Below are 26,215 nucleotides of genomic sequence, written 5' to 3' on the forward strand. Positions count from 1 at the left end.
GAGCGCAAGCCCATTGGTGTACGGCGCCAGCCTAGGCCGCAGCGGCATTCGCCGGCGATGCCGGCAGCGCCGAGGCCACGATGCGGTGCAACTGTGCCGCCAGCGCCTTGCGGTCGCTGCCCGGCGCCACCGCGATCGGTGCGTGGAAGGTCACCCTGACCACCGCACCGGACAGGCGCAGGAACTGCGCGACGTGTGCGCCGGCCTGCATCTCGCCGTAGAAGGCATAGGCATCGCGATCGCCACCCTGCGCGATGGGTTGACCGTCCACGCTGCGCACGTCCAGCGTGAATGGTTGCAGGGTCCATTGCCGCGCGCCCGGATCGGCACTGAGGAACAGCGAGAACAGGCTGGACTTGAACGGCGCCACCCGCTCGCCGGAGGAGGTAGTGCCTTCGGCGAACAGCACCACGTCGTGATCCGGGCGCAGTTGCGCGGCCACCGAGGCGGCCACCGCGGCCGCATCCTGGCGGCGCCGGCTGATGAACACGGTCTGCGCCAGCGCGCCGATGTGGCGCATGCCCGGCCAGCGCTCCATGTCGTTCTTGGCGATGAAGCGTGCGCGCAGCAGGCTGCCCAGCACCACGATGTCGAAGTGGGAGATGTGGTTGCCGACGAACAGCGTCCCGCCCGCCTCGCGCGGCGCGCCCACCACCTCGACGCGGAGGCCCAGGGCGCGCCGCAGGCAGCCGAACCACAGCCGCGGCAGCACGAACGCGCCGCGGCCGCGGGTGAAGCGCATCAGCAGCCACTGCGGCGGGATCAGCAGCAGGCTGGCGAGCACGCAGACGGCAACGCGGACGATGGTGCGCAGGCGGCCGACGAGGGCGCCTGCAGCGGGGCGGAGCGGAACGGCGGCGGGCATGGGCGAGGGGGGGCTGGGGAGACGGTCGGCGCGCGCGGCGGCGCGCCCGCGGCGATGGTAGCCGAGGCCTGCGTCTTCGGCATTCATGACGTCGCGGTGTCGCGGTGCCGCGGTGCCGCGGTGCCGCGGTGGGGCGCGTGAGGATGCATCAGGGAATGTGCCGTGTCCGCGCACTTCCAGTCCCGATGCCGTTCCGGCGTTCACGTCGCCCCTTCGCCGCCGTCTTGGATCCCTGCCGTACCGGGGCGCCATGCCGGCCGCAGATCAGCCATCGCCCGATGGGCGTGGCGCCGGCGCCTGCGCATCGTGGCAGCGCCCGCCGCGGCGCCGTTCGCCGGTGGCGGCCATCCCGATCACTTCCAAGGAGCACGTCCATGTCCCGTCCGATCCACGCTGTCCTGCTTGCCGCGCTGCTGGTCTCCACCCAGGCGCAGGCGCAGAAGGCGCCGCCCGCCTGCGGCGCATTGCCCACCTACGTGCGCGAGGCCGCTCGTGACATGGCGTACTGCATCACCATGCCCAACCCGATCGCCGCCTGCGGTCCCACCCAGGTGGACGTGCAGGTGTTCGGCAATGCCGAAGGGCGTCTGCCGAAAGCCGGCAAAGGGCAGACCTACTACGAAGGCAAGGCGCGGCGCGACCCGGGCGGCCCGGCCGGCACCTATCGCCTGGTGTTCCTGGTCACCGACGGCAAGACTAAGTCGACGATCGCGCAGCGCTACTACTCGGCCGATCACTACACGACGTTCTGCGCGGTGCAGTGAGCGCGTCCGGCTGGCGCCGCCCGCCTATGGTCGGTGCCAGCCGATGCGGTGCGCCAGCGCGGTGCGTGAGTATGGGCACCGGGCGGCGGCTGCGGTGATTGTGCTTTGGCGGTGGCCGGTACCGATGGGGATCGCGGCGTCCTTCGTCGCGGCTGAAGCCGCTCCTGCAAACGCAATGGTTTGCGATGAGTGTGCTGGATAGGTGGTGGAGGACTTCAATCCCGACGAGGGGTGAAGTCGATCGCCACTGGTGCTTCGTTCGTCGCGCTGAAGCGGGCTTCCAACAGCACTGGGAGGCGCATCCTGTAGGAGCGGCTTCAGCCGCGACGAGGCGTTACCGGTAGAGCCTGTCGCAGCGGAAGCCGCTCCTGCAAGGCAATGGGGGCCTCGTCGCGTCGCAGAAAAAACCAACTGCCTGGGCTATCGGGAAGCCGCGCCTACGGCACGGTGGAGATTGCAGCGTCAGTGCCTGTCATCGGCCTGCTTGCAGTCCTCAGCCTGCGAGGTGGCGAACGACGCCAGGACCCATGCAACTGTGGGGTGTGCCTCGACGCCGTAGCGCCACGACTGGCGCACGCTGTCTGCGCAACTGGTAATGGCGATGCTATCGCCGGTCGAGCCGTTGGCCGGCAGTGGCAGGGGCGCGGGAAGCCGCTCAGTGGCGGGCGGCAGCGCTCGCGCGTAGGTCAGGACGATGGGGCCGAGCTGGTTGAGATTGCCCATGCGCGCGCCGTCGCTGCGCGTACGGTGCTGCACCAGCCAGTCGCGCACTTGCCGCCACTCGGGCGTGCCTGCGACGTAGGTGTTGGTGCTGGACACGCGCAGGCTGTCCGGCGGGTTCGGCGCGGCGCAGGCCGCCGGCGACAGCAGGGCGAGCAGCAGTGGGCCCATGAGCCATCGCGCATGCCGGGCGCGCGTCCGTCCGTTTCCGACCGCAACATCGCAGCGCCTGTGCATCCGCCCGCTCCCTGTGGTTGCCGATGGCGCGACGATAGCACCATCGGCGGCCACGTTTTCCCGCGTGGCGCGGACATGTCGTCGGCCGCGCTCGCGCTCAGCGCTTGCCGGGGCGATCGGCCAGCGACGCCTGCAGCGCGGTGGCCAATGCGGCGTCGCCGCTGACCAGCGCGCTCCAGCGCAGTTCCAGGCCCTTGCGCCGGCCTTTCTCGGTGAGTTTCAGGCCGTCCGGGTCCACGGTCAGGGTGTAGTGCACGCCGTCGATCTCGAGCTCGCGGCGCAGGGGTTTGTCGAGCGGGGTCATGCGGCGGCTCCCGTTTTCACGATGCGGCGAGGGTAGCCGGGCGAAGGTGATGGCAGGTTCTGCAGGCGCGCCGGATGAAAACGCTCAAGATCGCCACCTACAACGTCAACGGCATCCGCAGCCGCTTGCCGCAGTTGCTGCAGTGGCTGCAGCGCGAGGCGCCGGACATCGTCGGGCTGCAGGAACTCAAGAGCGTGGATGCGGGGTTTCCGCTTGCCGAGCTGCATGCCGCCGGCTACGGCGCGGTGTGGATGGGGCAGTCGAGCTGGAACGGCGTGGCGCTGCTGGCCAAGGGCTGCGACCCGGTCGAGAGCCGGCGCGGCCTGCCCGGCGATCCGCGCGATACCCAGAGCCGCTACATCGAGGCGATGGCGCACGGCGTGCTGGTCGGCTGCCTGTACCTGCCCAACGGCAATCCGCGGCCAGGGCCGAAGTTCGACTACAAGCTGGACTGGTTCGCGCGGCTGCAGCGGCATGCGCAGCAACTGGTGGCGCTGCCCCATCCGGTGGCCCTGATCGGCGACTTCAACGTGGTGCCCACCGATGCGGACATCTACAACCCGGCCTCGTGGCGGCGCGATGCGTTGCTGCAACCGGAAAGCCGCCAGGCCTATGCCGAACTGCTGGCGCAGGGTTGGACCGACAGCCTGCGCCAGGTGCACGGCGAGCGCCGCATGTATACGTTCTGGGATTATTTCCGCCAGCACTGGCAACGCGATGCCGGGCTGCGCATCGACCACCTGCTGCTGAATCCGCCGCTGGCCGCGCGCCTGCGCGACGCCGGAGTGGACCGCTGGGTGCGCGACCTGCCGCACGCCAGCGACCATGCGCCGACCTGGGTGGCGCTGGGTGCGACGCCGACTCGCGGTGCAGCCGCGGCGTCGCTCAAGCCGAGGCGCGGTGACGGGGACGTTGGAGGAAAAACGAAGGGTGGGAAGGCGACGAAGACCACACGCCCCTCCGCGTCTGGCGCTACGTCGCGGGCGGCGAAAACCGCAGTCCGGACCAGGGGCAAGACGACGGCTAGGGCCGCGGCGAAATCGACGACGCCAGCGCAGGCAACGAAGAAGCCAAGCGCAACAAAGACGACGCCGGCGAAGACGCCGAAAGCGCGCAAGCCGCGCCGGAAACCACCCCTTCTCCCGCCGGGAGAAGGTGGCGCATAGCGCCGGATGAGGGTACGGCGGAAGCGGGGAAGGGACCGATCCCGTGCTGCCGCCGCGTCCCGGCGACTTGTCCTACTTCAACATCTCGGTAAACGCGCGATCGGCCTCGATCACGTCCGGCAGCGCGGCGAACAGCGCGTCCAGGTCCACGTCGTCCATCAGTGGGCCCGTCACCGCCTGTCGCGCCTGGTCGTTGGCGCTGCCGTGGCGCTCCAGCGCGTCGGCGACCAGCGCGGCCTGGGCGACGAGCTTGGGCATCGGCTCGCCTTCCGGCGCCTGCAGCGGCCGCGCCTGGAAGGCGATGGCGGTCTGGATCACCTGCGGCAGCTGCCAGCGCCGCGCCAGCTCGGCGCCCACTTCCGGGTAGCCGAAGCCCAGTTGCACGGTCTCGTCGGCGGCGCGGCCGCTGGAGGAGGCGTCCGGGTGCAGTTGCGCGGCGTAGTCGGGCGCGCCGGTCTGGATCAGCAGTTCGCCGATGTTGTGCATCATGCCGCAGGTGAACGCGGTCTCCGCGTCCAGTCCCTTCTGCCGCGCCAGCAGCCGGCACACGCCGGCCACTTCGAAGCTGTGCAGCCAGAACGCGCGCAGGTCGAAATGCGCCGGCGCATGGAACGCGCCGGTCACCGAGGAGGCCAGCACCAGGGTGCGCAAGGTGTTGAAGCCCAGGCGCAGCGCCGCGTCCTCCACCGTGGTGGAATCGCGCGCGCCGCGGAAGCGCGCCGAATTGGCCAGCCGCAGCACCTTGGCCGCGATCACCGGATCCCGCTCGATGTTGCGCGCCACCGCATCCAGGCTGGTGCCCGGCGCATCGAACTGCAGGATCAGGTCCTGCGCCACCTGGGGAATGGTCGGCAGGGTGTGCAACTGGTCGAACAGCGCCTCTAGCTTCATGGGGACCCTCGGAACGGAACGGGAGGCGGGCAGGGCCGGCAGCCGGCCGCGCCGCCACGGTGGCGGAATGCGCGCATCCTACCGATTCGCGATGGCCGGCGTGTGGATGGCCGGCTCCGCGGCGACGGCCGCGCCCTGCTGCAGCGGTGCGCGCGGCTCAGCCGGCGGCGCGCACGCGCAGGGTCAGGCCCTTGAGGAAGTTGCGCAGCAACTGGTCGCCGCACAGGCGGAAATTCTTGTGTTCCGGCTGCCGGAACAGCGCCGACAGCTCCGGCTTGGACACCGGGAAACCGGCGGCGTCGAAGATCTGGTGCATGTCCACGTCCTTGAGCTGGAACGCCACGCGCAGCTTCTTCAGCACCACGTTGTTGGTGATGCGCGCTTCCACCGGGCGCGGCGGCAGGCTGTCGTCGCGGCCGCGGTAGTGGAACACCAGTCCGTCCAGCACGTGCGCCAGCACCGCGTCGCTGCATTCGACGAAGCCGTCTTCGTCTTCCTTCTTCAGCCATGCCGGGATCTGCGCCTTGTCGATCGGGAATGCCGGATCGGCGAGGTGCGCCAGATCGACGAGCTTCTGGTCGCTCAGGTCGAGCATGTAGCGGATGGAGCGCAGGATGTCGTTGTTGAGCATGATCGGTGCGGGAGTGCCGGCAGGCCCGGCGAGGGGCGCTAGTCTAGGCGCTGGCCCGCATCGGCGCGTAGACCGTGCAGGTCCGGGCCATGGCTGCGGTTCACCGAGGGTGTGGACGCGGCACGGTTGCATCCACGGGCGCATGCGCCATCATCGGCGCATGGACCATCCGATTCCCAAGCCGAGCGCCGTGTCCGCGCTCAATCCGCGCCAGGAGCAACTGGTGGCGCTGGTGCGCCAGCAGGGCTATGCCGAGGTGGAAGGGCTCGCGGCGCGTTTCGAGGTGACGCCGCAGACCATCCGCCGCGACCTGACCCTGCTGTGCGAGGCCGGCGTGCTGCGCCGCTACCACGGCGGGGTGAGCCTGCCGTCGAGCGTGGAGAACCTGGCGTATGCGGCGCGCAAGTCGCTGCAGGCGCAGGAGAAGCGGCGCATCGCCACGTTGCTGGCACAGCACATTCCCGACGACGCTTCGTTGTTCATCAACATCGGCACTACCAACGAGGACGTGGCGCGCGCGCTAATGGGCCACAGCGGCCTGCGCGTGATCACCAACAACCTCAACGTCGCGGTGATGATGAGCGCCAATCCCAGCTTCGAGGTGATGGTCGCTGGCGGGCGCGTGCGCGGCCGCGACCAGGGCGTCACCGGCGAGGCCACCATCGAGCTGATCCGCCAGTTCAAGGTGGACTTCGGCGTGATCGGCATTTCCGGCATCGACCTCGACGGCACCCTGCTGGATTTCGACTTCCACGAGGTGCGGGTGGCGCAGGCGATCATCGAGCATTCGCGGCAGGTGTTCCTGGCCGCCGACCACAGCAAGCTCGGCCGCAACGCGATGGTGCGGCTGGGACCGATCGGGCGGGTGCAGGCCTGGTTCACCGACCGCGCGCCGCCGGCCGAGCTTGCCGCGGTGCTGGACGCGGCCGGCACCCGTGTGTTCGTCGCCGAGGGCGATGCGGCCGATCCGGGCGTACCGGACCTGGGCGCGGCTGCGGATTGAGGGCACCTGTAACAACGGCGAAGGCCATTTGCAGGGGAGGCTGCAGCCGCGACGGGCATTCCCGGTAACGCCCGTCGCGGCTGAAGCCGCTCCTACGATCGAGACAAGACATCCTGCCGCGCCCCGGCAATAGCACGTTGCTAGAGGTGTCCTTGAGTCGTCCCACGGGCTCTGGCGCCGACGCCAGCGGGCGAGACTTATGTTCGAATTATTTCGTTAATGTTGCGTGATGTGGCGTGTTCGGCACATCGCTTCGCCGCCGCGTGTGCGTCTGGCTGTCTACATTCTAAGTCAAAGAGGGCTTTCAACCTATCTTTCAGGGCGCGGCCGACGCCACGCTGCAGTGCAGCGTGATATGTTCGGAAATGTTCGTTTACGATCTTTTCGTCCTCAGTCCTGTGCTTGGCCCGGCTGCCGAGCCAGGACACGACACTTCCGGAGTCGGCTATGCGTGAGACCTACGATGTGCTGGTGGTCGGTGGCGGCATCAACGGCGTGGGCATCGCCCGCGACGCGGTGGGCCGCGGCCTGTCGGTGTGCCTGTGCGAGCGCGACGATCTGGCCGCACATACCTCCAGCGCCAGCACCAAGCTGATCCACGGCGGCCTGCGCTACCTGGAGCAGTACGAGTTCGCCCTGGTCGGCAAGGCCCTGGCCGAGCGCGAGGTGCTGCTGCGGCTGGCCCCTCACATCATCTGGCCGCTGCGCTTCCTGCTGCCGCACCAGCCGCATCTGCGCCCGGCGTGGATGATCCGCACCGGCCTGTTCCTGTACGACCACCTGGGCCGCGGCCGCCGCACCCTGCCGGGGTCGCGACGCCTGGCGCTGCGCACGCATCCGGTCGGCGCGCCGCTGCGCGAGGAGTTCCGCACCGGCTTCGTCTATTCCGATGCCTGGGTGCAGGACGCGCGGCTGGTGGTGCTCAATGCGATGGACGCCGCGCAGCGCGGCGCGCGCATCCTCACCCGCACCCGCTGCGTCGGCGCACGTCGCGTCGACGGCCTGTGGCAGGTGCAACTGCGGCACGCCGACGGCCGCCGCGAGGAGCTGCGCGCGCGTTCGCTGGTCAATGCGGCCGGGCCGTGGGCGGTGCAGTTCCTCGACGAGGTGGCGCACGTCGGCCACGACCACGCGCTGCGCCTGGTCAAGGGCAGCCACATCGTGGTGCCGCGGCTGTTCGAGCACGATCACGCCTACATCTTCCAGCAGCCGGACCGGCGCATCGTCTTCGCCATCCCCTACGAGCAGGACTACACCCTGATCGGCACCACCGACGTCGACTACCGCGCCGACCCGGCCGCGCCGCGCATCGACGGCGAGGAGACGCGCTATCTGTGCGAAGCGGCCAATCGCTACTTCCGCAAGCAGATCGCCCCGGACGACGTGGTGTGGAGCTACAGCGGCGTGCGTCCGCTGCTCGACGACGAGGAGGACAACGCCGCCGAGGTCACTCGCGACTATCTGCTGGAACTGGACGCGCGCGACGGCGCGGCCCTGCTCAATGTGTTCGGCGGCAAGCTCACCACCTACCGCAAACTGGCCGAGGAGGCGGTGGACCGGCTGACCGCGCACGCCGGGCGCAAGGCGCCAGCCTGGACCGCGCACGGTGCGCCGCTGCCCGGCGGCGAGCGCAACGACATCGCCACGCTGGCGCGCGAGCTGCGCGCAGCAAGGCCGTGGCTGGCCGAGGCCACCGCGCAGCGGCTGGCGCGCAACTACGGCACCCGCGCGGAAACGCTGCTGGGCGAGGCGGCCTCTCTGCAGGATCTGGGCCAGCACTTCGGTGCCGACCTGTACCAGGCCGAGGTCGACTACCTGCGGCAGCACGAGTGGGTGGTGGAGGCCGAGGATCTGCTGTGGCGCCGCAGCAAGCTCGGCCTGCGGGTGGACGCCGCTGGCCGCCAGCGCCTGGTCGCCTACCTGCAACAGGCGCCGGCCACGCTGGCCGTGGCACCTGCTTGACGAAAACGCTGCCGCCGGCCCGTTTCGGGCCGCGGCGGCGCGTGCACAATCGCGCTGCGCCCGGCCCCCGCCGCGGCGCAGGAACCTGGACGCAACCGTGGAGGGTGGCAGGCATGGGTGGATCGACAGCGGCAACGACGGCAGGCCGGGAGGCACGGGCATGAGCCGGCAACTGGTGGGCGAACTGATTTCCGAGGCGATCGCGATGCTGATCATCATCGCCTTCGGCTGCTCGGTGGCATGCATGTACGTGCTCTACGATCCCAGCCCCTACCAGCACGCCTACTGGGGCGTGTGCATCGCCTGGGGCCTGGCGGTGACCATCGCCATCTACGTCACCGGCTCGGTGTCCGGCACCCACGCCAATCCGGCGGTGACGCTTGCATTGGCGCTGTACCGCGGCTTTCCCTGGCCCAAGGTGCTGCCGTACTGGGTGGCCCAGGTGATCGGCGCGTTCCTCGGTGCGTGGATCGTCTACCTGCTGTTCGCGCCGGTGATCGATCACTACAACCAGGCCCAGCATCTCACCCGCGCCGGCGGCGGCGCGGCCGGGGTGTTCTTCACCGCGCCGGGCCTGGCGATCACGCCGATGCACGCGCTGCGCGACCAGGTGATCCTGACCGCGTTCCTGATCTTCGGCATCTTCGCCATCACCGAGCGCTACAACGAGGCCGCACCCACCGCCAACTCCGGTGCGCTGATCATCGGCCTGCTGGTGGCCACCATCGGCGCCTCGATGGGCTATCTGGAAGCCTGGGCGATCAATCCGGCCCGCGACTTCGGCCCGCGCCTGTTCGCCTACGTCGCCGGCTGGGGCTCTTCGGCGCTGCCGTCGGCCGACAACTACTGGTGGATCCCGATCGTCGGCCCGCTGATCGGCGGCGTGATCGGTGGTGCCGCCTACCAGCTGCTGATCTATCCGTTCCTGCCGGCACGGGTGAAGGCGCTGGAAGAAGAGCAGGCCGCCGCGCGCCGCACCTAGCCGGCCAGCGCGCTCATTTCCGCGCGCGGCGTGCGCGCCTCCCCATTCATTCCCCGTTGGCGCCACGCCCATGCGCGCGGCGTGCATCCCGCAGGAGTCTCCGATGGAAAAGCAGTTCATCCTGGCCATCGACCAGGGCACCACCAGTTCGCGCGCGATCCTGTTCGATCGCGCGGGCCGCAGCGTCGGCATGGCGCAGCGCGAGTTCTCGCAGATCTTCCCGCAGCCGGGCTGGGTCGAGCACAACCCGCGCGAGATCATGACCAGCGTCTACACCACGATCACCGAGTTGCTCAACAACCACCAGGTGGACGCCAGCGCGATCGCCGGCATCGGCATCACCAACCAGCGCGAGACCGCGGTGGTGTGGGACCGCGCCACCGGCCAGCCGATCTACAACGCGATCGTCTGGCAGTCGCGGCAGACCAAGGACATCTGCGACCAGCTCAAGGCCGATGGCCACGAGGACATGGTGCGGGCCAAGACCGGCCTGCTGATCGATGCGTATTTCTCCGGCACCAAGGTCAAGTGGATCCTCGACCACGTCGAGGGCGCGCGCGAACGCGCGCAGCGCGGTGAACTGGCCTTCGGCACCATCGACAGCTGGCTGATCTGGAACCTCACCGGCGGCAAGGTCCACGTCACCGACTACACCAACGCCTCGCGCACGCTGCTGTACAACATCCACGAACTGCGTTGGGACGAAGAGTTGCTGCAGATGCTCGACATCCCCGCCTCCATGCTGCCGGAGGTGCGCTCGTCCAGCGAGATCTACGGCAACACCCAGGGCCAGTATTTCTACGGCCACGCGGTGCCGATCGCGGGCATCGCCGGCGACCAGCAGGCGGCGCTGTTCGGCCAGGCCTGCTTCGAACCGGGCATGGCCAAGAACACCTACGGTACCGGCTGTTTCATGCTGATGAACACCGGCGAGAAAGCGGTGGCCTCGAAGAGCGGCCTGCTCACCACCATCGCCTGGGGCGTGGACGGCAAGGTCGAGTACGCGCTGGAAGGCGCGATCTTCGTCGCCGGCTCGGTAGTGCAGTGGCTGCGCGACGGCCTGCGCATGCTCGGCAAGGCCAGCGATTCGCAGGCCTATGCCGAACGTGCCGGCGACAACGACGGCGTGTATATCGTGCCGGCCTTCGTCGGCCTGGGCGCGCCGTACTGGCGCAGCGACATCCGCGGTGCGGTGTTCGGCCTGACCCGCGGCACCACCAAGGAACACTTCATCCGCGCCGCGCTCGAATCGATGGCGTACCAGACCCGCGACGTGCTGACCGCGATGCAGGTCGATTCGGGCATCGAACTGAAGGAACTGCGTGCCGACGGCGGCGCCATCGCCAACGACTTCATGGCGCAGTTCCAGAGCGACATCCTGGACGTGCCGGTGCTGCGCCCGGAGGTGGCCGAGACGACCGCGCTGGGTGCGGCCTACCTGGCCGGCCTGGCCACCGGCTTCTGGAAGAATCGCGCCGAGATCGCCCAGCAATGGGCGGTGGACCGCCGCTTCGAGCCGGACATGCCGGCCGAGCGTCGCGAAGCGCTGTATGCCGGCTGGCAGCAGGCGGTCGAGGCGACGATGGGGTTCCGGATTCGCTGAACCCGGCCCCAGGCAGGGCATGGGGGAACGGTGTCAGCCGCGGCCGGGAGTTCCTGGGAAGGCCCGGTCGCGGCTGAAGCGGCTCCACAGGCGCGCCACTAGCCTTGCCGGAGGACTGCACCGTGGGAGGACTTCAGTCCGACCACGGAGGGTGTCAGTCGGCTTCCGCTTCGCTTGTCGCGGCTGCACGACAGTCGACTCCCGCAGGGAGTAGGCTGGGCGCCTGTGGGAGGGACTTCAGTCCCGACGCATTGCGCCATCGGAACGCTCTCCCCTCGCGCGTCGCGGCTGCGACAGTCGGCTCCTACGCGAGAATTTCGCGTCCACTGGAGCTGAAGCATTTCGTCCAGCAGCTGTCGAAAGCGGCGAATGCCAGCCGTCGCGTGGTACGGGTAGGAACTGCAGGGGTCAACTGCCGAAATCGCGCAACACCCACCAATGGCGCTGGCTGCAACCCAGCGACGTCAAGCATGACTTCCAGGTACTTAGACGTACTGCGTCGGCCCACGCGGACCCGGCACCGGGGAATCGACATCGCCGACGGGGTCCTGGATCGGCGGGATGGTCGGATCGGTCGGCTGGTCGGGGATCGGGTCGATCGGGCGGTCCGGGGTCGGATCCACGCCCGGGTTCGGCACCTGGCCCGGCACCTCGTTCGGTGGCTGCTGCGGATCCTGGCCGGGATTGGGACTCTGCATATGCATGGGCGTCTCCTTGCGATGAGTCGCCAGCCTGCGCGCTACGTCGACGCGTGCGGGTGAAGCGCACGGCAACGGCGGATGAAGGGCGAGCCAATCCGCGCGCCTGATGGTCGCGGTAGGCAGCGCACGCCGCTGGCGCGGACTCGTACGCTCCGGCATGCTGCCGCCGCATGCGCCACTACGATCTGGTCATCTTCGATTTCGACGGCACCCTGGCCGACTCGTTCCCCTGGTTCCTGGCCACCATCAACGGCGTCGCCGACGAATTCGGCTTTCGCCGCTTCGACGTGGAGCGGCTGGAGGAGATCCGTAGCCTGAGCGCACGCGAGCTGATGGCGCGCAGCGGCCTGCGCTGGTGGCGGGTGCCGGCGGTGGCACAGCGCATGCGCACGCTGATGAGCGCGCAGATTGCGCGCATCGCGCTGTTCGAGGGCGTCGCCGAGTTGCTCGCGCAGTTGGCGCAGGCCGGGGTGCAGCTGGCCCTGGTCACGTCCAACAGCCGCGCCAACATCGAGGGTGTGCTCGGCCCTGAGCTGCTCGCGCAGTTTCGCGACGTGCGCTGCGGTGCGGCGGTGCTGGGCAAGCGCCGCAAGCTGCGCGCCAGCCTGCACGCCTGCGGCGTTCCCGCCGCGCGGGCGCTGTGCGTGGGCGACGAGATCCGCGATGCCGAGGCCGCACGCCAGGCAGGTATCGCCTTCGCCGGCGTCGCCTGGGGCTACACCTTGCCGGCCGCGTTGCAGCCGCAGACGCCGCTGCCGTTGCTGCAGCGGCCGGACGCGCTGCTTGCGCTGGTGCTTGGTCCTGATGGTCGCGCGCAGCCGCCTGCGGCGCAGGCAGATGCGTGCGGTACCTGCGCGGCCATGGGCAGCGACGCATGATGTGGCTGCCCTGCGCGATCGGGGCGGTGATCGCGGTCGTCTTCCTGGGCAGCGCGGCAATATTGATCTGAGCGTTGCATCGCGTGGGGCGCCGCCAGGTGACGGACCTGCTGGAGGCCTCGTTCCGCGAGCAGGCGTCCCGGGCGCGCATGGCCCGCTGCGCGGCAGCGACCTGACCGTGGTCAAGAAATCCAAGCAGAACATCGAAAGCAGCTACGGCCATGTGTATTCGATCGCGCCGGGTGCCGCGCTGCAGACCGCCGATGCGTTCTGGTACTGCGTCGGGCCGGGACCGTGCTGGTTCCTGGCCATTCCGGTGGTGACATCGGGCTTCGGCGAGGCGCAGGTGCGCTGGATCGTGCGGCCCATGACCGAAGGACGCATGCGCGCGGCACTGCAGTTCGATCGCAAGGCGACCCGGCTGGCGTTCGGCGCGCGGCCGGCCGCGCGCTGAACCGACCGGCCAGCGCGGCGGCGAGGTGCGCGCTTGGCGCGAAGGGACCCGGCCGCTAGCGACGTCGCGCCTACCGAGGTCCGTCTCGGCGCATCCCAAGCGCATGCGCCGCGAACGTGGCTATGGGGTCCAGCGTTGTTCATCGGATGCCACCACGCCTTGGTAGCTGCTCGCGCCTGCCGGAGGCTAAAGCCCGAGTGGGCGATTGCTGCACTGCAGGTTGATTGTTCACTTGTGATTGCTATATTCATATGCGAACAGCCGCGGAGCCCATCGCCATCCCGGGCGTGCATGCTGCGGCCTTAACTCATCGCGCCCGATCCCGGGCAGAGGCGTGCCATGCGTAACCCCAGCACCTCCCGTCCCTCGCGCGTCCGCGAGCGATCCGCTGTGGCCGCCATTCCGGGCGTGTGCGCATGGCGCTGAACGCTGTCGCCGCCGATGCCACCCTGGCGCCGCGCGCGCTGGGCACCAGCGGCGTGCATCTGTCCACGCTGGGCTTTGGCGCGGCGCCGATCGGCAACCTATACGCCGAGGTGGACGACGCGGAGGCGCTGGCCGCGGTGGCCGATGCCTATGCCGCCGGCATCCGCCATTTCGACACCGCGCCGTACTACGGCTACGGGCTGAGCGAGCAGCGCCTGGGGCGGGGTCTGCGCGGGCTGCCGCGCGCCAGCTACACGCTCTCGACCAAGGTCGGGCGCTGCGTCTACGACGATGCCGCGGCGGCGCCGGGGCGCGAGGGCTTCGCCGTGGCCGGGCGCCGCGCCGAGTTCGACTACAGCCGCGACGGCGTGCTGCGCGCGTTCGACAGCAGCCTGCAGCGGCTCGGCACCGATCACATCGACGTGCTGCTGCTGCACGACATCGGCCGCCTGACCCACGGCGAGCGCCACCCGGCGATGCTGCGGCAGGCGCTGGACGAAGCGCTGCCGACGATGGCTGCGCTGAAGGCGCAGGGCGCGTGCCGGGCGATCGGCATCGGCGTCAACGAGGAAGACGTGGCGGTGGAGCTGATGCCGCTGTTCCCGCTCGACTGCGTGATGCTGGCCGGCCGCTACACCCTGCTCGAACAGCACGCCGCGCAGCGGATCATGGCGCAGGCGCTGCAGCGGCAGATCGGCATCCTGATCGCCGGGCCGTACAGCTCGGGTCTGCTGAGCGATGCGCGCGGGCCGGGCGAGACCTACAACTACGCGCCGGTGGATCCGGCCACGCTGCAGCACGCGCAGCGCCTGTTCGCGGCCTGCGCGGCGCACGGCGTGGACGTGGGTGCGGCGGCGCTGCAGTTCCCGCTGGCCCATCCGGTGGTGAGTGCGGTGGTCGCCGGCATGCGCACGCCGGCGGAAGTGGCCAGCGCCGCCACACGCCTGCGCGCGTCGATTCCCGCTGCGCTGTGGCAACAGCTGCGCGACGACGGCCTGCTGCGCGCGCCGGTGCCGACGCCGTGAACGTCATCGACGCCCATGTGCATTTCTGGCGCCTGGCGCGTGGCGACTATGCCTGGCTGACCCCGGACCTGGGCGTGCTGTACCGCGACTACCTGCCCGAGGATCTTGCGGCGACGTTGGACGCGCAGGGCGTGACCGCGCTGGTGGCGGTGCAGGCGGCGCAGAGCGAGGCCGAAACCCGCTACCTGCTGCAGTTGGCGCGGACCGAGCCGCGCATCGTCGGCGTGGTCGGCTGGGTCGATTTCGAGGCCGCCGACGTTGCCGCGCGCATCGCTGCGCTGCACGCCGACGGTGCCGGCCTGCTCAAGGGGTTGCGGCCGATGGTGCAGGACCTGGCCGATCCGCAGTGGCTGGCGCGGCCGCAGCTGGATGCGGCGTTCGACGCGCTGCTGCAGCACGATCTGGCCTTCGACGCGCTGGTGCGGCCGCTGCACCTGCCGGCGCTGCTGGTGCGGCTGAAACGCCATCCGCAGCTGCGCGTGGTGCTGGACCATGCCGCCAAGCCGGCCATCGGCGGCGCCGATTTCCAGGACTGGGCCGGCGGCGTGGCGCAACTGGCGCAGCACCCCAACGTGGTGTGCAAGCTGTCCGGCCTGCTCACCGAACTGCCGGCCGACGCCGCCATCGACGATCCCACGCTTGCCCCCTACGTGGCGCACCTGTTCGCCTGCTTCGGCGCGCAGCGGTTGCTGTGGGGCAGCGACTGGCCGGTGCTGACCCAGCGCGCCGACTACGCCGCCTGGATGACGCTGGCACAGGCCTGGGTCGCGCAGCACGCCGTTGATGACGCCGAGGCAGTGTTCGCCGGCACTGCGCGGCGCGTCTATCGCCTGTCCGATCCGATTGCTTCCTCCCCCACCTGGAGTCCCGCCCCATGACCACGTTCGCGTTCGTTTCCGGGAGCCGCGCATGAGCGGCCGTCTGCAAGGCAAGCGCTGCCTGATCACCGCCGCCGGCGCCGGCATCGGCCGCGAGAGCGCGCTGGCCTGCGCGCGCGAAGGCGCGCAGGTACTGGCCACCGACATCGATGCCGCCGCGCTGCAGGCCCTGGCCGCCGAGGCCGACGGCATCGGCACCCAGACCCTGGATGTCACCGACCCCGCCGCGATCCAGGCGCTGGTGGCGGCGCAGCCGACCTTCGACGTGCTGTTCAACTGCGCCGGCTACGTGCACCAGGGCAGCATCCTCGATTGCGACACGCCGGCCTGGAAGCGCTCGTTCGCGATCAACGTCGATGCGATGTACTACCTGTGCCAGGCGGTGCTGCCGGGCATGCTCGCGCAGGGCCGCGGCAGCATCGTCAACATGTCCTCGGTGGCGTCCAGCATCAAGGGCGTGCCCAACCGCTTCGCCTACGGCGTGACCAAGGCGGCGGTGATCGGCCTGAGCAAGGCCATCGCCGCCGACTACGTGGCCAAGGGCATCCGCTGCAACGCGATCTGCCCGGGCACGATCAAGACGCCGTCGCTGGGCGAGCGGGTCAAGGCGCTGGGCGGCGACGAGCAGGCGGTGTGGAAGAGCTTCACCGACCGCCAGCCGATGGGCCGCTTGGGCGACCCGCGCGAGATCGCGCAACTGGTGGTGTATCTGGCCTCGGACGACTCCTCGTTCACCACCGGCCAGACCCACATCATCGACGGCGGCTGGTCGAACTGACCGCGCCTTCCCACTTCGACAGAGGATTTCCCCATGAAACTGCTGCGTTACGGCGAACCCGGCCACGAACGCCCGGCCCTGCTCGATGCCGACGGCCACCTGCGCGACCTCTCGGCGGTGATCGACGACGTCGCTGGTGAGCATCTCACCACTGCTGGCCTGGCCAGGCTGCGCGCGCTCGATCCGGCCACGCTGCCGCAGGTGAACGGCGAAGTGCGCTACGGCGCCGCCATCGGCCGAGTCGGCAAGTTCATCTGCGTCGGGCTGAACTATGCCGACCACGCTGCCGAGTCGGGCATGGCGGTGCCGGAGATGCCGGTGCTGTTCATGAAGGCCACCAGCGCGATCAGCGGCCCCAACGACACGGTGACGATCCCGCGCGGTTCGCTCAAGACCGACTGGGAAGTGGAGCTGGGCGTGGTGATCGGCGATACCGCGCGCGACGTGTCGGTGGAGGACGCGCTGGCGCACGTCGCCGGCTATGCGGTGATCAACGATCTGTCCGAGCGCGCGTTCCAGCTCGAGCACGGCGGGCAGTGGGTGAAGGGCAAGAGTTGCGACGGCTTCGGCCCGATCGGCCCGTGGCTGGTCACCGCCGACGAGGTGCCGGACCCGCAGAACCTGTCGATGTGGCTGGAGGTCAACGGCCACCGCTACCAGAACGGCAGCACCCGCACGATGGTGTTCGGCGTGGCCGAGCTGGTCAGCCACATCAGCCGCTACATGACCCTGCTGCCGGGCGACGTGATCAGTACCGGCACGCCGCCGGGCGTGGGCCTGGGGCAGAAGCCGCAGGTGTACCTGAAGCCGGGCGACGTGATGCGGCTGGGCATCGAAGGCCTGGGCGAACAGCGCCAGGCCGTCGTCGCGCATCCGCGCGACGCGCAGTAAGCAACACACGTGAGATGCAAAGCCCCTCTCCCATCGGGAGAGGGGTTGGGGTGAGGGTCCGTGGCGAAGCCACCTCGCCATCCATGCGGATGTGGTTTGCGCCAGCGCTTCCTGCGTGAGCAACGCGGCTGCGCGCCCTGACTTCGCTCTTGTTCTGCAGGGTCGGGAGCAGTTGTGCACTCCCGCACCCTCACCCCAACCCCTCTCCCGGGGGGAGAGGGGCTGCTCCATCGTTCTTTTTGACCGTTCCTCTTTCCGTTTCACCGACCAGGATCCCCATGAGCAAAATCGTCGCGCTCGAGACCTTCGACGTCCGTTTCCCCACCTCGCGCGAACTGGACGGTTCCGATGCGATGAATCCGGATCCGGATTATTCGGCCGCCTATCTGCGCCTGCGCACCGACGCCGACGACGGCCTCGCCGGCTACGGCCTGGCGTTCACCATCGGCCGCGGCAACGACGTGCAGAGCGCCGCAGTGGCCGCGTTGGCGCATCACGTGGTCGGCCGCGACGTGGAGGCGGTGATCGGCGACCTGGGCGGGTTCGCGCGCAGCCTGACCGACGACTCGCAGCTGCGCTGGCTGGGCCCGGAGAAGGGCGTGATGCACATGGCCATCGGTGCCGTGGTCAACGCCGCCTGGGACATGGCTGCGCGCCGCGCCGGCAAGCCGCTGTGGCGCTTCATCGCCGAGCTGCCGCCGGAACAGCTGGTGGCCGCGATCGACTTCCGCTACCTCAGCGACGCGCTGACCCCAGACGAGGCGCTGGCCATGTTGCGCGACGCCGAACCGCTGCGCGCCGAACGCATCCAGACGCTGCTCGAACAGGGCTATCCGGCCTACACCACCTCGCCTGGCTGGCTCGGCTATTCCGACGAGAAGCTGGTGCGCCTGGCCAAGGAAGCGGTGGCCGACGGCTTCCGCACGATCAAGCTCAAGGTCGGCGCCAACGTGGAGGACGACATTCGCCGTTGCCGCCTGGCGCGCGCAGCGATCGGCCCGGACATCGCCATGGCGGTGGACGCCAACCAGCGCTGGGACGTGGGCCCGGCGATCGCCTGGATGCGCCAGCTGGCCGAATTCGACATCGCCTGGATCGAGGAGCCGACCAGCCCCGATGACGTGCTCGGCCACGCCGCGATCCGCCGCGGCATCGCGCCGGTGCCGGTGTCCACCGGCGAACACACCCAGAACCGGGTGGTGTTCAAGCAGTTGCTGCAGGCAGGCGCGGTGGACCTGATCCAGATCGACGCCGCGCGCGTCGGCGGCGTCAACGAGAACCTGGCGATCCTGTTGCTGGCGGCCAAGTTCGGCGTGCGCGTGTTCCCGCATGCCGGCGGCGTGGGCCTGTGCGAACTGGTGCAGCACCTGGCGATGGCCGATTTCGTCGCCATCACCGGCAAGATGGAAGACCGCGCGATCGAGTTCGTCGACCACCTGCACCAGCACTTCGTCGATCCGGTGCGGATCGTGCACGGCCGCTATCTGGCGCCGACGACACCCGGCTTCTCGGCCGAAATGCATGCCACCTCGGTCAGCGAGTTCCTGTATCCGGACGGTCCGTTCTGGAGCGCGGACCTGGCGGCGCAGGGCGCCTGACGCCAACGGCATTGGTGCGCTTCCCTCGAAGAAGCGCACCGGTTGCGATTTGCGATGCACCTGTCGCGGCTGAAGCCGCTCCTACGACGGGAGCGGTAGCGGTGCTGGATCGCTCACTGTGGGAGCGACTTCAGTCGCGACGCATGAACCTGTGAAAGCATCGGCCTGGACAGCCGTCGGGACTGAAGTCCCTCCCACAAAAGCCGCATAGCATCCATCGTGCCTGCCGCAATCTCTGCAACTGTAGGAGCGGCTTCAGCCGCGACAAGCAAAGCGGCAAACCAACGGGTCTCGTCGTGAGTTGAAACGGACGCTCTCACACGCGCCAAGCGCGCAACGCCTCAGCCCGCGCCGTTGCGCTCGAGTTCCGCCACCGCCGCCTGCAGCGAAAAGATCTGCAGCGCCTCGCGCCATTTCTCGCCGGGCGCCGAGCCGGGCAGCGGTTTCTGGAAGCGCCACATCAGCGCTTCCCACGCCTGCACGCGCGGATCGGCGGCGTCGGCGGCGGCCTTGGTTGCGGGCGAGTAGTCCTCGTCCACCTCCATCAGCATCACCAGGCGGTCGCCGCAGCGGTGGATGTCCAGCTCGCGGATGCCGGCCGCGCGCAGCGAGGCGACGACCTCCGGCCACACGGTGTCGGGACGGTGCCAGCGTTCGTACTCGGCGATCAGCGCCGGGTCGTCGTGCAGGTCCAGCAGGTAGCAATGGCGCGGCATGGCTCAGGCTCCGCGGGCAGAGGGAAGGGGCGCCACGCCGCGGCGCGCCGCGTGCAGCGCGAACGCGAGGATCACCGCGAAGCCCAGCGCCGGCACGGTGATCGCCCAGTGGATGCCGGCATGGTCGGACACCGCGCCCATCACCGCAGTCAGCGCGGCGCCGCCGATGATCGCCATGACGATCAGCGACGCGCCCAGCTTGCGCGCGTCGTCGTCCAGCCCGTCCAGGCCCAGGGCGAAGATGGTCGGGAACATCACCGACATGAACAGGCTGCTGGCGACCAGCGCATACAGGCCGATCCAGCCCGGCAGCGCCACCGCCACCGCGCACAGCAGCAGGTTGAGCAGGGCGAACACGCCCAGCAGCCGCGCCGGCGCCAGGAAACGCAGCAGCGCCGTGCCGATGAAGCGGCCGGCCATGAACAGCACCAGCGAGGCGGTGAGGAAATCGGCGGCGGTCTTCTCCGGTGTGCCGGGCACGCCATCCTGCAGATAGCGGATCAGGTAGCTCCAGATGCCGACCTGCGCGCCGACGTAGAAGAACTGCGCGATCACCGCGAACACGAAGCGGCGGTTGCGCCGCAGCTGGCCGAAGCCGCCGGCGCGCGCACCCTGGCCATCGGCGCGGGTGGCCGGGAAGCGGGTCAGGCCGATCAGCAGCGCCCACAGCAGCACTACTGCGCCGATGATCAGGTACGGGGTCTGCACCGCCAGCGACTCGGTGGCGAAGAATGCCTCGCGCGCGGCCGGCGCCATCGCCGCCAGCTCCTGCGGGGTGTGCTCCACGCCGGAGAGGATGAAGTGCTGGCCGACCAGGATGCCGGTGATCGAGCCCAGCGGATTGAACGCCTGCGCCAGGTTCAGCCGCCGCGCCGCGCCCTCGGCGGGGCCGAGCACGGTGACCAGCGGGTTGGCGGTGGTTTCCAGAAAGGCCAGGCCGCTGGCGATGACGAACAGCGCCAGCAGGAACAGCCAGTAGGTGTGCACCTGCGCGGCTGGGTAGAACAGAAACGCACCGACCGCGTACAGCAGCAGGCCCAGCACCACCGCCGCCTTGTAGCTGTAGCGGCGCATGAACATCGCCGCCGGGATCGCGAACACGAAGTAGCCCAGGTAGAACGCACTCTGCACCAGCCCGGCCTGCAGGTCGGTCAGCGCGAAGGCCTTCTTGAACTGCTTGATCAGGATGTCGTTGAGGTTGTTCGCCATGCCCCAGAGGAAGAACAGGCTGACGATCAGGACCAATGGCGCAAGCGCGGTCCGGGTGAGACTGGCGGACGCCGGTGTGGCGGATTCGCTGCTGTAGTGCATTGCCGCCTACCCCTCCCAAGGTGTGCCGCGTCGCGTTCGGATTGTCGGCGGAGCGTACTGCGCCGGCGAGTGCCATGCAAATATAAAATTTGAGTTCATATTTGCATGGAGGCGCAGCATTGATTCGGACGCCACAGGCCGCCAGCGGTGCGGGCCGGTGCGGCGTCCCTGTACCCTAGTCCTCTTCACCTGCTGCCGGGTCCTCGACGGAATGACCACCCCTTTGCCCAAGTACCGCGCGCCCGCCCTGGACAAGGGGCTGGACATCCTGGAGCTGCTGGCGCGCGATGGGCGGCCGATGAGCATGGGCGAGATCTCGCAGGGCATCGGCCGTTCGCGCGGGGAGATCTTTCGCATGCTGCAGGTGCTGGAAGAGCGCGGCTACCTGACCCGGACCGCAGGCGAGGGCGGCTACACGCTGACCAATCGCCTGTTCATGCTCGGCATGCAGCAACCGCGGGTGCAGAACGTCACCGAAGTGGCGCTGCCGGTGATGCGCGCGCTGGCCGACGCGATCCGCCAGCCCTGCCACCTGGTCGCGCCGTCGGACGACCAGATCGTGGTCATCGCGCAGATGGACGTGCCCAGCGACCTCGGTCTGGTGGTGCGTCCCGGCCACCGTCGTCCGTTCGCGCATTCCACCTCCGGCCTGGTGCTGTTCGCGTTCCAGCCGGCCGACGCGCAGGCGCAGTTGCTGCAGCGCCTGGACGCCAGCGAGGTGGCGTACGACCGCGCCGCGTTCCTGGCCGCGGCGCAGGAGGTGCACGCGCTGGGCTACAGCATCCATCCCAGCGAGGCGGTGGTCGGGGTGATCGATCTCACCGCGCCGATCCTGCAGCACGGCATCGCCCGCTACACCCTGACCGTGCCCTTCATCGAACGCTGCCCGCAACCGATCGACGCGCAGGCGGCGATGCGCGCGGTCTGCGATGCCGCGGCGCAGATCAGTGCAGCGCTGGCATAGGGGCCGATCCGCGCAAAGGCCGGCACGCCACGCGGCACGTGTACTTATCGCCACGATTCGATCCCGACGTTTTTTGAACATGGCAGGGTGCGATGGTTGATGCGTTCTTCCTTCTGGTGCTGGCGGCGTTCGTGCTCCTGTCGACATGGGTCTATTGGCAGAACAGACGCCGTGTCGACAACCTGCTGGCGGAATCGTTTCGCGAGCTTGCCTTGAACAGTGATGGCGTCAACGTACGTGGCGTGGATCTGCAGGTGATAAAAAAGGTGCGATCGTTGCTGCGCGCAAGCCGGCGGTGGACGTTAATGCCCGAGAGCGCCGCCATGTCACAGGGCGAAGCATTCTGGTACTGCCGTGGCCCCGGCCCAACGTGGTTCCTGGCGATCCCGACGGTGGAGTGCAGCGACAGCATCTATGAGGTGAGCTGGGTGGTGCGCCCGCTGACCGAACAGCGCATGCGTGCGGCGCTGCAGTTCGATCGCAAGGCCTGTCGGCGTGTGTTTGGCGAACAGGATGCGTCCTGACTGAGTGTGTGCAATCAGCGCTGCACAGCCGTGATACGTCAGCACGCGCCGCTGTCGCGCGGTTGCCGCGCGTATCGCATGCGCCGAGGCGAGCGCATGCCAGCGACGCGTGGTGAAGGCGGCGTTCCCACGCTGTGAGGGTGCGCGCTACGCGCGCCAGCGCTGCAGTTGCGCTACACGCCCGCATCCACAGCACATCGCTGGAATGCGCGCCCATGGTGCGCGTGACTCGATCCCCAGCCTGATCACGTAGTCGCAGCGCGTGCGCGCGAAGCGTTGACCGCGGCGTCACCGCTGCGCAGCCTGCAGGGAACACGGCGACACGGACACACGGCATGGCACGGCGGTTTCCCTGGAGTTGGTTGGCGCTGCTGGCGGCCTGCGCGTTGGTGCTGGTGCTGGCCTGGCAGAACCGTGGTCTGCGCGAGGAACGGCGCTGGTTCGTCACCCGCACCACCGAGCCGTATCCGGGCATGTACGTGCCGCGGATCGACGTGGCCGCGGTCGATGGCACGCCGCTGACGCTCGGCGTGCCGGCTGCCGAGCGCCAGGTGCTGTTTTTCTTCACCACTACCTGCCCGTACTGCAAGCGCTCGGCCCCGCAGATGGTGCAGGCCGCGCAGCGTCTGGCCGCGCAGCAGCCCAACGTGCAGGTGCTGGGCGTGTGCCAGTGCAGTCCCGCGCAGGCGCAGCGCTACGCCGCCGAGCACGGTTTTACGTTTCCGGTGACCACGCTGACCGATCGCCGCGCGGTGATGCTGTTCCGCGCGCGCAACGTGCCGACGCTGCTGGCGCTGGATCACGAGGGACGCGTGCGCTATGCGCGCGTCGGCATCTTCGACACCACGGAGCGGATGCAGGACCTGATGGCCGCAGTGCGCAGCACGGATGTGCCGCCGGCCTTGGCAACCATTGAGGAGTAAGCCATGAAACAGCGTTGGACAGCGTTACGCAACGGGATGCTTGCGGCCGTGTTCCTGGCCAGCATGGGCTTCGGCGCCGTGCAGGCGACCGCCGGCGACGGCATCGAGAAGGAGGCGGCCTGCAGCGCCTGGGCTTGCCAGCAGGAGTGCGCACCGTTTGGCGGTGAGCTGGGGCCGGGCGGGCCCGGAAAGCCTTTGGTCTGCTACTGCTGCGGCTGAGCAGTGCCGGAGCCGGCCGCGCCAGGCCGGCTCCGGGATCGCGGATGCGATCGCGGCGACCACGCATCGCCGTGAGCGTGCGCCGCGTTGCGACCCAACCTGCACGGCACGCCTGGTGCGTGCGATCGCGCCCTGCATCATGGCCAGCTGCCGACGATTCACGCAGGTTTGCGCGGCGGCTGGGCATGGTGGAACGCAGACCAACCAGGAGCGTTCCATGACCTCACCCCTTCATCCCTTCCGCCTGTCCCTGCTCGCCGCGCTCATCGCCGCGGCGCTGAGCGGCTGCGGCAAGCCCGGCGACCAGGCCTCGCGCACCGCACCGGCCACCTCGCCGGAGCCCACCGCCGCGCCGGTCGGTGGCGAAAGCGGGCGCGCACCGATCGGCGGCGACGCCTCGGCCAAGGCGATGCTGCAGGTGCTGGAGGGCAACGTGGTGGCGCTGTCCAAGCAGGCGCTGTCGCGCAATGTCAGCAAGACCGTCGCCGACTTCGCCCGCGAGACCATCGCCGTGCACCACGACGCCGACCCGGCCACGGCCGGCAAGGGCGGCCCCGGCGATGCGGAGAAGATCGACGCGCAGGTGGCCAAGGGCCGCGCGCAACTGCAGGCGCTGGGCGACGAGAAGGACGACTCCGCCTACATGAACGCCTACGCGGCGGCCGTGGTGCGGCAGTACTCCGACGCACTGTCGGTGATCGATGCAGAGCTGGTACCGGCCGCCAAGGAAGACGCCACCCGCCAGGAACTGCAGCAGGCGCGCAAGCGCATCGCCGAGCAACTGGAGCGCGCGCAGGCGCTGGCCTCGGCCCGCTACTGAGCGCATCGCCCCTCTCCCGTCGGGAGAGGGGTTGGGGTGAGGGTGCGGCGCGAAGCGACGCGCCGCGTCTTGGGCGCACGACGCTGCGCCAGTCCCATCATCGGGCCCTGTGGGGCACCTTCCCCGACACTGAGGGCTGTGCTCCCGAGGTGAGAAGAAACAGCCGCCAGGGCGTGCCATCCATCCCCGCGCATGCCGCGCCGCGATTGCTTACGCCTGTGGCGAGAGCGCATCGCCCCTCTCCCGTCGGGAGAGGGGTTGGGGTGAGGGTACGGCGCGAAGCGACTCGCGAAATTCAGGCGCACGAGGCTGCGCCAATAGACTCGTCCGCCCCGTGGGGGCACCTTCCCCGAACATGCGAGGGCCATGCTCCCGAGGGGGAGAAGAAACAGCCGCTAGGGCGAGCCATCAATGCCCGAGCATGCTGCTCCGCGATTGCGTGCGCCTGTGGCAAGAAGCGTGAGGACGTGGACGTCCGTCCACGCCCGAGCGATGACGCGGCCATGGGCGCGCACGCCTGCCAAGCCCACCGCGGCATCCTCGGCAATCGGCGATACGCCCTAGCCTTCGGCGGCGACCGCGTGCGCTGGCCGCTCCTCGCGCCCATCCGGATGTCGCGCGAAGCGAGTCGGGTCGCTGCCGTGCACCGGCGCCTCGTCCTGCCATGGCCAGCCGCCGAACTGGGTGCGGCGATAGTCGGCCATGGCCTGCGCGATCTCGGCCTGGGTATTCATCACGAACGGACCATGTTGGGCCACCGGTTCGGCGATCGGTCGGCCTTGCAGCACCAGGAACTCGCTCGCCTCGCCGTCGCCACCGACCAACTCAACCGCCTGATCGGCGCGCAACTCGATCGCCGCGTGGCGGGTCACCGGGCGCCCGCCCACGGTCACCGCTGCGCCCTTGAAGAAGTACAGGCTGCGGCGCGTGCCGCGGCCTTGCGCGGCGGGCAGGGTCCAGCGTGCGCCGGGTGCCATGCGGATCGTCCAGATGGCCACATCGGCATCGTCCTGCGCGGCCCACGAATCCGGTGGCGGCGCGAGCGGGCCGCCGGCGCTGCCGGGCGCGGCGTCGACCGGGCCGATGCGGCCGGCCACGCAGGTCACCTCGGTGGTGCGGCCGGCGCCGTCGGTGGCAGTGAAGCGCGGCAGGTCTTCCGACCAGAACATGGTGAAGTGGGGCGCGGCCAGCTTGTTGCGCGCCGGCAGGTTGAGCCAGATCTGGAACAGTTCCAGCGGGTTGGGCGCCGCCGTGTCCAGCAGCGGGAACATCTCCGAATGGACGATGCCCGCGCCGGCCGTCACCCATTGCACGTCGCCGGCGCCGAAGCGCGCCGCTGCACCGAGCGAATCGGCATGGTCGATTAGGCCCTTGCGCACGATGGTCACGGTCTCGAAGCCGCGGTGCGGATGACCGGGAAAGCCGGGAATCTCCTCGCCGTGATACATGCTCCAGCCGTCCTTGCGGCTGAAATCTTGGCCGATGGCGCGGCCATGGAGTGACGCCGCTGGCCCCATCGCGCCGTTGCCGGCGGGGTAGGCATCGTCGTGGTAGACGCAGAACAGGAACGGGTCGATCGTGTCCCAAGGGAAGCCAAGCGGCTTGATCTGGACGATGGGGTCGGTCATGGAGAGATCCTTCGTGCGAACGCCGCCCGAGGTGGGACGCGGCAACCTTCACGATATGGGGCGATGCCGATGGAACGGAAGGCCGCTCCGAAGGACATCCTGTCCCGCACGGGAAACGCTGGAATGCGCCGCAGCCGCCGCGTCCATGGCGATGGCGCAGGCGTGGCGACCGGCCGCGTTGCATGCGCCAATCGAGCAAACCCGGCAGTCAGTGGCGTGAACTGAATGCTTGCTGGGGCGCGACCGCGCATCTGCGCCCGCAGGACCCGTGCGTCATCGGACTGTCATCGCCGGCGACCAGCATCGCAGCCTTTCCGAATCGCCGGCCGCCGATGGCGCCGGCACTGCGAGTG

The 26,215-nt window shown here is 69.4% G+C and carries 27 protein-coding genes; 18 read left to right on the top strand and 9 right to left on the bottom strand.

The window, feature by feature from the left end; translation table 11 throughout:
• Positions 1–31 precede the first annotated feature (31 nt).
• On the bottom strand, positions 32–814 hold the full coding sequence (locus GGR71_RS14315) for a 1-acyl-sn-glycerol-3-phosphate acyltransferase (protein WP_160957907.1): 783 nt from the start codon (positions 812–814) through the stop codon (positions 32–34).
• 425 nt (positions 815–1,239) lie between these two features.
• Here GGR71_RS14315 and GGR71_RS14320 point away from each other — a divergent pair, with 425 nt between their 5' ends.
• The gene (locus GGR71_RS14320; RefSeq protein WP_160957705.1) at positions 1,240–1,629 is read left to right on the top strand and encodes a ribonuclease domain-containing protein; all 390 of its coding nucleotides are present in this window, start codon (positions 1,240–1,242) and stop codon (positions 1,627–1,629) included.
• Positions 1,630–2,091: 462 nt separating this feature from the next.
• Here the strand turns inward: GGR71_RS14320 and GGR71_RS14325 are convergent, their stop codons facing one another.
• Both GGR71_RS14325 and GGR71_RS14330 read right to left on the bottom strand, forming a co-directional pair.
• A complete protein-coding gene (locus GGR71_RS14325) occupies positions 2,092–2,520 on the bottom strand; it encodes a hypothetical protein (RefSeq protein WP_160957702.1) in 429 nt (142 codons plus the stop codon).
• A 163-nt stretch (positions 2,521–2,683) separates the two neighbouring features.
• Positions 2,684–2,890, bottom strand: a complete 207-nt coding sequence (locus tag GGR71_RS14330; protein ID WP_160945654.1) for a hypothetical protein — start codon at positions 2,888–2,890, stop codon at positions 2,684–2,686.
• Between the two features lie 74 nt (positions 2,891–2,964).
• Here GGR71_RS14330 and GGR71_RS14335 point away from each other — a divergent pair, with 74 nt between their 5' ends.
• The gene (locus GGR71_RS14335; protein WP_160957699.1) at positions 2,965–4,056 is read left to right on the top strand and encodes an exodeoxyribonuclease III; all 1,092 of its coding nucleotides are present in this window, start codon (positions 2,965–2,967) and stop codon (positions 4,054–4,056) included.
• A gap of 72 nt (positions 4,057–4,128) precedes the next feature.
• On the opposite strand, the gene GGR71_RS14340 is transcribed toward GGR71_RS14335, so the two are convergent.
• Together GGR71_RS14340 and GGR71_RS14345 are read right to left on the bottom strand one after the other, a co-directional pair.
• On the bottom strand, positions 4,129–4,947 hold the full coding sequence (locus GGR71_RS14340; protein WP_160957696.1) for an HDOD domain-containing protein: 819 nt from the start codon (positions 4,945–4,947) through the stop codon (positions 4,129–4,131).
• Positions 4,948–5,104: 157 nt separating this feature from the next.
• Entirely contained in the window at positions 5,105–5,578 is a 474-nt protein-coding gene (locus GGR71_RS14345) for a YehS family protein (protein ID WP_160957693.1), read from the bottom strand.
• 142 nt (positions 5,579–5,720) lie between these two features.
• Here GGR71_RS14345 and GGR71_RS14350 point away from each other — a divergent pair, with 142 nt between their 5' ends.
• From GGR71_RS14350 to glpK, 4 genes are all read left to right on the top strand, one after another.
• Positions 5,721–6,581: a DeoR/GlpR family DNA-binding transcription regulator gene (locus GGR71_RS14350; RefSeq protein ID WP_343160791.1), complete on the top strand. Its 861-nt coding sequence runs from the start codon at positions 5,721–5,723 to the stop codon at positions 6,579–6,581.
• A gap of 447 nt (positions 6,582–7,028) precedes the next feature.
• On the top strand, positions 7,029–8,543 hold the full coding sequence (glpD, locus tag GGR71_RS14355; protein WP_160957687.1) for a glycerol-3-phosphate dehydrogenase: 1,515 nt from the start codon (positions 7,029–7,031) through the stop codon (positions 8,541–8,543).
• A 160-nt stretch (positions 8,544–8,703) separates the two neighbouring features.
• A complete protein-coding gene (locus tag GGR71_RS14360; RefSeq protein WP_160957684.1) occupies positions 8,704–9,525 on the top strand; it encodes an MIP/aquaporin family protein in 822 nt (273 codons plus the stop codon).
• A gap of 103 nt (positions 9,526–9,628) precedes the next feature.
• Entirely contained in the window at positions 9,629–11,128 is a 1,500-nt protein-coding gene (gene glpK, locus GGR71_RS14365; protein ID WP_160957681.1) for a glycerol kinase GlpK, read from the top strand.
• A 485-nt stretch (positions 11,129–11,613) separates the two neighbouring features.
• Here the strand turns inward: glpK and GGR71_RS14370 are convergent, their stop codons facing one another.
• Positions 11,614–11,832, bottom strand: a complete 219-nt coding sequence (locus GGR71_RS14370; RefSeq protein WP_026143701.1) for a hypothetical protein — start codon at positions 11,830–11,832, stop codon at positions 11,614–11,616.
• Between the two features lie 167 nt (positions 11,833–11,999).
• Here GGR71_RS14370 and GGR71_RS14375 point away from each other — a divergent pair, with 167 nt between their 5' ends.
• From GGR71_RS14375 to GGR71_RS14405, 7 genes are all read left to right on the top strand, one after another.
• Entirely contained in the window at positions 12,000–12,707 is a 708-nt protein-coding gene (locus tag GGR71_RS14375) for an HAD hydrolase-like protein (protein ID WP_160957679.1), read from the top strand.
• 178 nt (positions 12,708–12,885) lie between these two features.
• The gene (locus GGR71_RS21120) at positions 12,886–13,161 is read left to right on the top strand and encodes a hypothetical protein (protein ID WP_237474249.1); all 276 of its coding nucleotides are present in this window, start codon (positions 12,886–12,888) and stop codon (positions 13,159–13,161) included.
• Between the two features lie 416 nt (positions 13,162–13,577).
• Entirely contained in the window at positions 13,578–14,612 is a 1,035-nt protein-coding gene (locus GGR71_RS14385) for an aldo/keto reductase (RefSeq protein WP_160957677.1), read from the top strand.
• Positions 14,609–15,490 (top strand): amidohydrolase family protein, encoded by an 882-nt coding sequence (locus tag GGR71_RS14390; protein ID WP_160957674.1) that lies wholly within the window; start codon positions 14,609–14,611, stop codon positions 15,488–15,490. Before GGR71_RS14385 ends, GGR71_RS14390 begins: the two co-directional genes overlap by 4 nt.
• A 31-nt stretch (positions 15,491–15,521) precedes the next feature.
• A complete protein-coding gene (locus tag GGR71_RS14395) occupies positions 15,522–16,268 on the top strand; it encodes an SDR family oxidoreductase (protein ID WP_160957672.1) in 747 nt (248 codons plus the stop codon).
• A 33-nt stretch (positions 16,269–16,301) separates the two neighbouring features.
• Entirely contained in the window at positions 16,302–17,159 is an 858-nt protein-coding gene (locus GGR71_RS14400) for a fumarylacetoacetate hydrolase family protein (protein WP_160957669.1), read from the top strand.
• Between the two features lie 278 nt (positions 17,160–17,437).
• Positions 17,438–18,757: an L-fuconate dehydratase gene (locus GGR71_RS14405; protein ID WP_160957667.1), complete on the top strand. Its 1,320-nt coding sequence runs from the start codon at positions 17,438–17,440 to the stop codon at positions 18,755–18,757.
• Between the two features lie 341 nt (positions 18,758–19,098).
• Here GGR71_RS14405 and GGR71_RS14410 read toward each other — a convergent pair whose 3' ends face one another.
• Both GGR71_RS14410 and fucP read right to left on the bottom strand, forming a co-directional pair.
• Positions 19,099–19,473: an L-rhamnose mutarotase gene (locus GGR71_RS14410; RefSeq protein WP_160957665.1), complete on the bottom strand. Its 375-nt coding sequence runs from the start codon at positions 19,471–19,473 to the stop codon at positions 19,099–19,101.
• 3 nt (positions 19,474–19,476) lie between these two features.
• Positions 19,477–20,784, bottom strand: a complete 1,308-nt coding sequence (gene fucP, locus GGR71_RS14415) for an L-fucose:H+ symporter permease (RefSeq protein ID WP_160957663.1) — start codon at positions 20,782–20,784, stop codon at positions 19,477–19,479.
• 211 nt (positions 20,785–20,995) lie between these two features.
• Between fucP and GGR71_RS14420 the strand changes: the two genes are divergently transcribed.
• The 5 genes from GGR71_RS14420 (at position 20,996) to GGR71_RS14440 (ending at position 24,234) form a co-directional block, all read left to right on the top strand.
• A complete protein-coding gene (locus GGR71_RS14420; protein WP_160957660.1) occupies positions 20,996–21,748 on the top strand; it encodes an IclR family transcriptional regulator in 753 nt (250 codons plus the stop codon).
• 92 nt (positions 21,749–21,840) lie between these two features.
• Positions 21,841–22,272, top strand: a complete 432-nt coding sequence (locus GGR71_RS14425; protein WP_160957657.1) for a hypothetical protein — start codon at positions 21,841–21,843, stop codon at positions 22,270–22,272.
• Positions 22,273–22,634: 362 nt separating this feature from the next.
• Positions 22,635–23,195: a peroxiredoxin family protein gene (locus tag GGR71_RS14430; protein WP_184452078.1), complete on the top strand. Its 561-nt coding sequence runs from the start codon at positions 22,635–22,637 to the stop codon at positions 23,193–23,195.
• Positions 23,196–23,198: 3 nt separating this feature from the next.
• Positions 23,199–23,414 carry a hypothetical protein gene (locus GGR71_RS14435; RefSeq protein ID WP_026143700.1) on the top strand — a complete coding sequence of 72 codons (216 nt, stop codon included), beginning with the start codon at positions 23,199–23,201 and terminating at the stop codon, positions 23,412–23,414.
• 217 nt (positions 23,415–23,631) lie between these two features.
• Positions 23,632–24,234 (top strand): DUF305 domain-containing protein, encoded by a 603-nt coding sequence (locus GGR71_RS14440; RefSeq protein WP_160957652.1) that lies wholly within the window; start codon positions 23,632–23,634, stop codon positions 24,232–24,234.
• Positions 24,235–24,794: 560 nt separating this feature from the next.
• On the opposite strand, the gene GGR71_RS14445 is transcribed toward GGR71_RS14440, so the two are convergent.
• Entirely contained in the window at positions 24,795–25,862 is a 1,068-nt protein-coding gene (locus GGR71_RS14445; protein ID WP_160957650.1) for a pirin family protein, read from the bottom strand.
• Positions 25,863–26,215: the final 353 nt, after the last annotated feature.

It is taken from the genome of Xanthomonas sp. F1, from assembly GCF_014199855.1.

Coding starts and splice junctions, on each gene's coding strand:
- GGR71_RS14320 (WP_160957705.1), top strand. CDS start 1,240: ATGTCCCGTCCGATCCACGCTGTCCTGCTTGCCGCGCTGCTGGTCTCC.
- GGR71_RS14325 (WP_160957702.1), bottom strand. CDS start 2,520: ATGGGCCCACTGCTGCTCGCCCTGCTGTCGCCGGCGGCCTGCGCCGCG.
- GGR71_RS14330 (WP_160945654.1), bottom strand. CDS start 2,890: ATGACCCCGCTCGACAAACCCCTGCGCCGCGAGCTCGAGATCGACGGC.
- GGR71_RS14335 (WP_160957699.1), top strand. CDS start 2,965: ATGAAAACGCTCAAGATCGCCACCTACAACGTCAACGGCATCCGCAGC.
- GGR71_RS14340 (WP_160957696.1), bottom strand. CDS start 4,947: ATGAAGCTAGAGGCGCTGTTCGACCAGTTGCACACCCTGCCGACCATT.
- GGR71_RS14345 (WP_160957693.1), bottom strand. CDS start 5,578: ATGCTCAACAACGACATCCTGCGCTCCATCCGCTACATGCTCGACCTG.
- GGR71_RS14350 (WP_343160791.1), top strand. CDS start 5,721: ATGCGCCATCATCGGCGCATGGACCATCCGATTCCCAAGCCGAGCGCC.
- glpD (WP_160957687.1), top strand. CDS start 7,029: ATGCGTGAGACCTACGATGTGCTGGTGGTCGGTGGCGGCATCAACGGC.
- GGR71_RS14360 (WP_160957684.1), top strand. CDS start 8,704: ATGAGCCGGCAACTGGTGGGCGAACTGATTTCCGAGGCGATCGCGATG.
- glpK (WP_160957681.1), top strand. CDS start 9,629: ATGGAAAAGCAGTTCATCCTGGCCATCGACCAGGGCACCACCAGTTCG.
- GGR71_RS14370 (WP_026143701.1), bottom strand. CDS start 11,832: ATGCATATGCAGAGTCCCAATCCCGGCCAGGATCCGCAGCAGCCACCG.
- GGR71_RS14375 (WP_160957679.1), top strand. CDS start 12,000: ATGCGCCACTACGATCTGGTCATCTTCGATTTCGACGGCACCCTGGCC.
- GGR71_RS14385 (WP_160957677.1), top strand. CDS start 13,578: ATGGCGCTGAACGCTGTCGCCGCCGATGCCACCCTGGCGCCGCGCGCG.
- GGR71_RS14395 (WP_160957672.1), top strand. CDS start 15,522: ATGAGCGGCCGTCTGCAAGGCAAGCGCTGCCTGATCACCGCCGCCGGC.
- GGR71_RS14400 (WP_160957669.1), top strand. CDS start 16,302: ATGAAACTGCTGCGTTACGGCGAACCCGGCCACGAACGCCCGGCCCTG.
- GGR71_RS14405 (WP_160957667.1), top strand. CDS start 17,438: ATGAGCAAAATCGTCGCGCTCGAGACCTTCGACGTCCGTTTCCCCACC.
- GGR71_RS14410 (WP_160957665.1), bottom strand. CDS start 19,473: ATGCCGCGCCATTGCTACCTGCTGGACCTGCACGACGACCCGGCGCTG.
- fucP (WP_160957663.1), bottom strand. CDS start 20,784: ATGCACTACAGCAGCGAATCCGCCACACCGGCGTCCGCCAGTCTCACC.
- GGR71_RS14420 (WP_160957660.1), top strand. CDS start 20,996: ATGACCACCCCTTTGCCCAAGTACCGCGCGCCCGCCCTGGACAAGGGG.
- GGR71_RS14425 (WP_160957657.1), top strand. CDS start 21,841: ATGGTTGATGCGTTCTTCCTTCTGGTGCTGGCGGCGTTCGTGCTCCTG.
- GGR71_RS14435 (WP_026143700.1), top strand. CDS start 23,199: ATGAAACAGCGTTGGACAGCGTTACGCAACGGGATGCTTGCGGCCGTG.
- GGR71_RS14440 (WP_160957652.1), top strand. CDS start 23,632: ATGACCTCACCCCTTCATCCCTTCCGCCTGTCCCTGCTCGCCGCGCTC.
- GGR71_RS14445 (WP_160957650.1), bottom strand. CDS start 25,862: ATGACCGACCCCATCGTCCAGATCAAGCCGCTTGGCTTCCCTTGGGAC.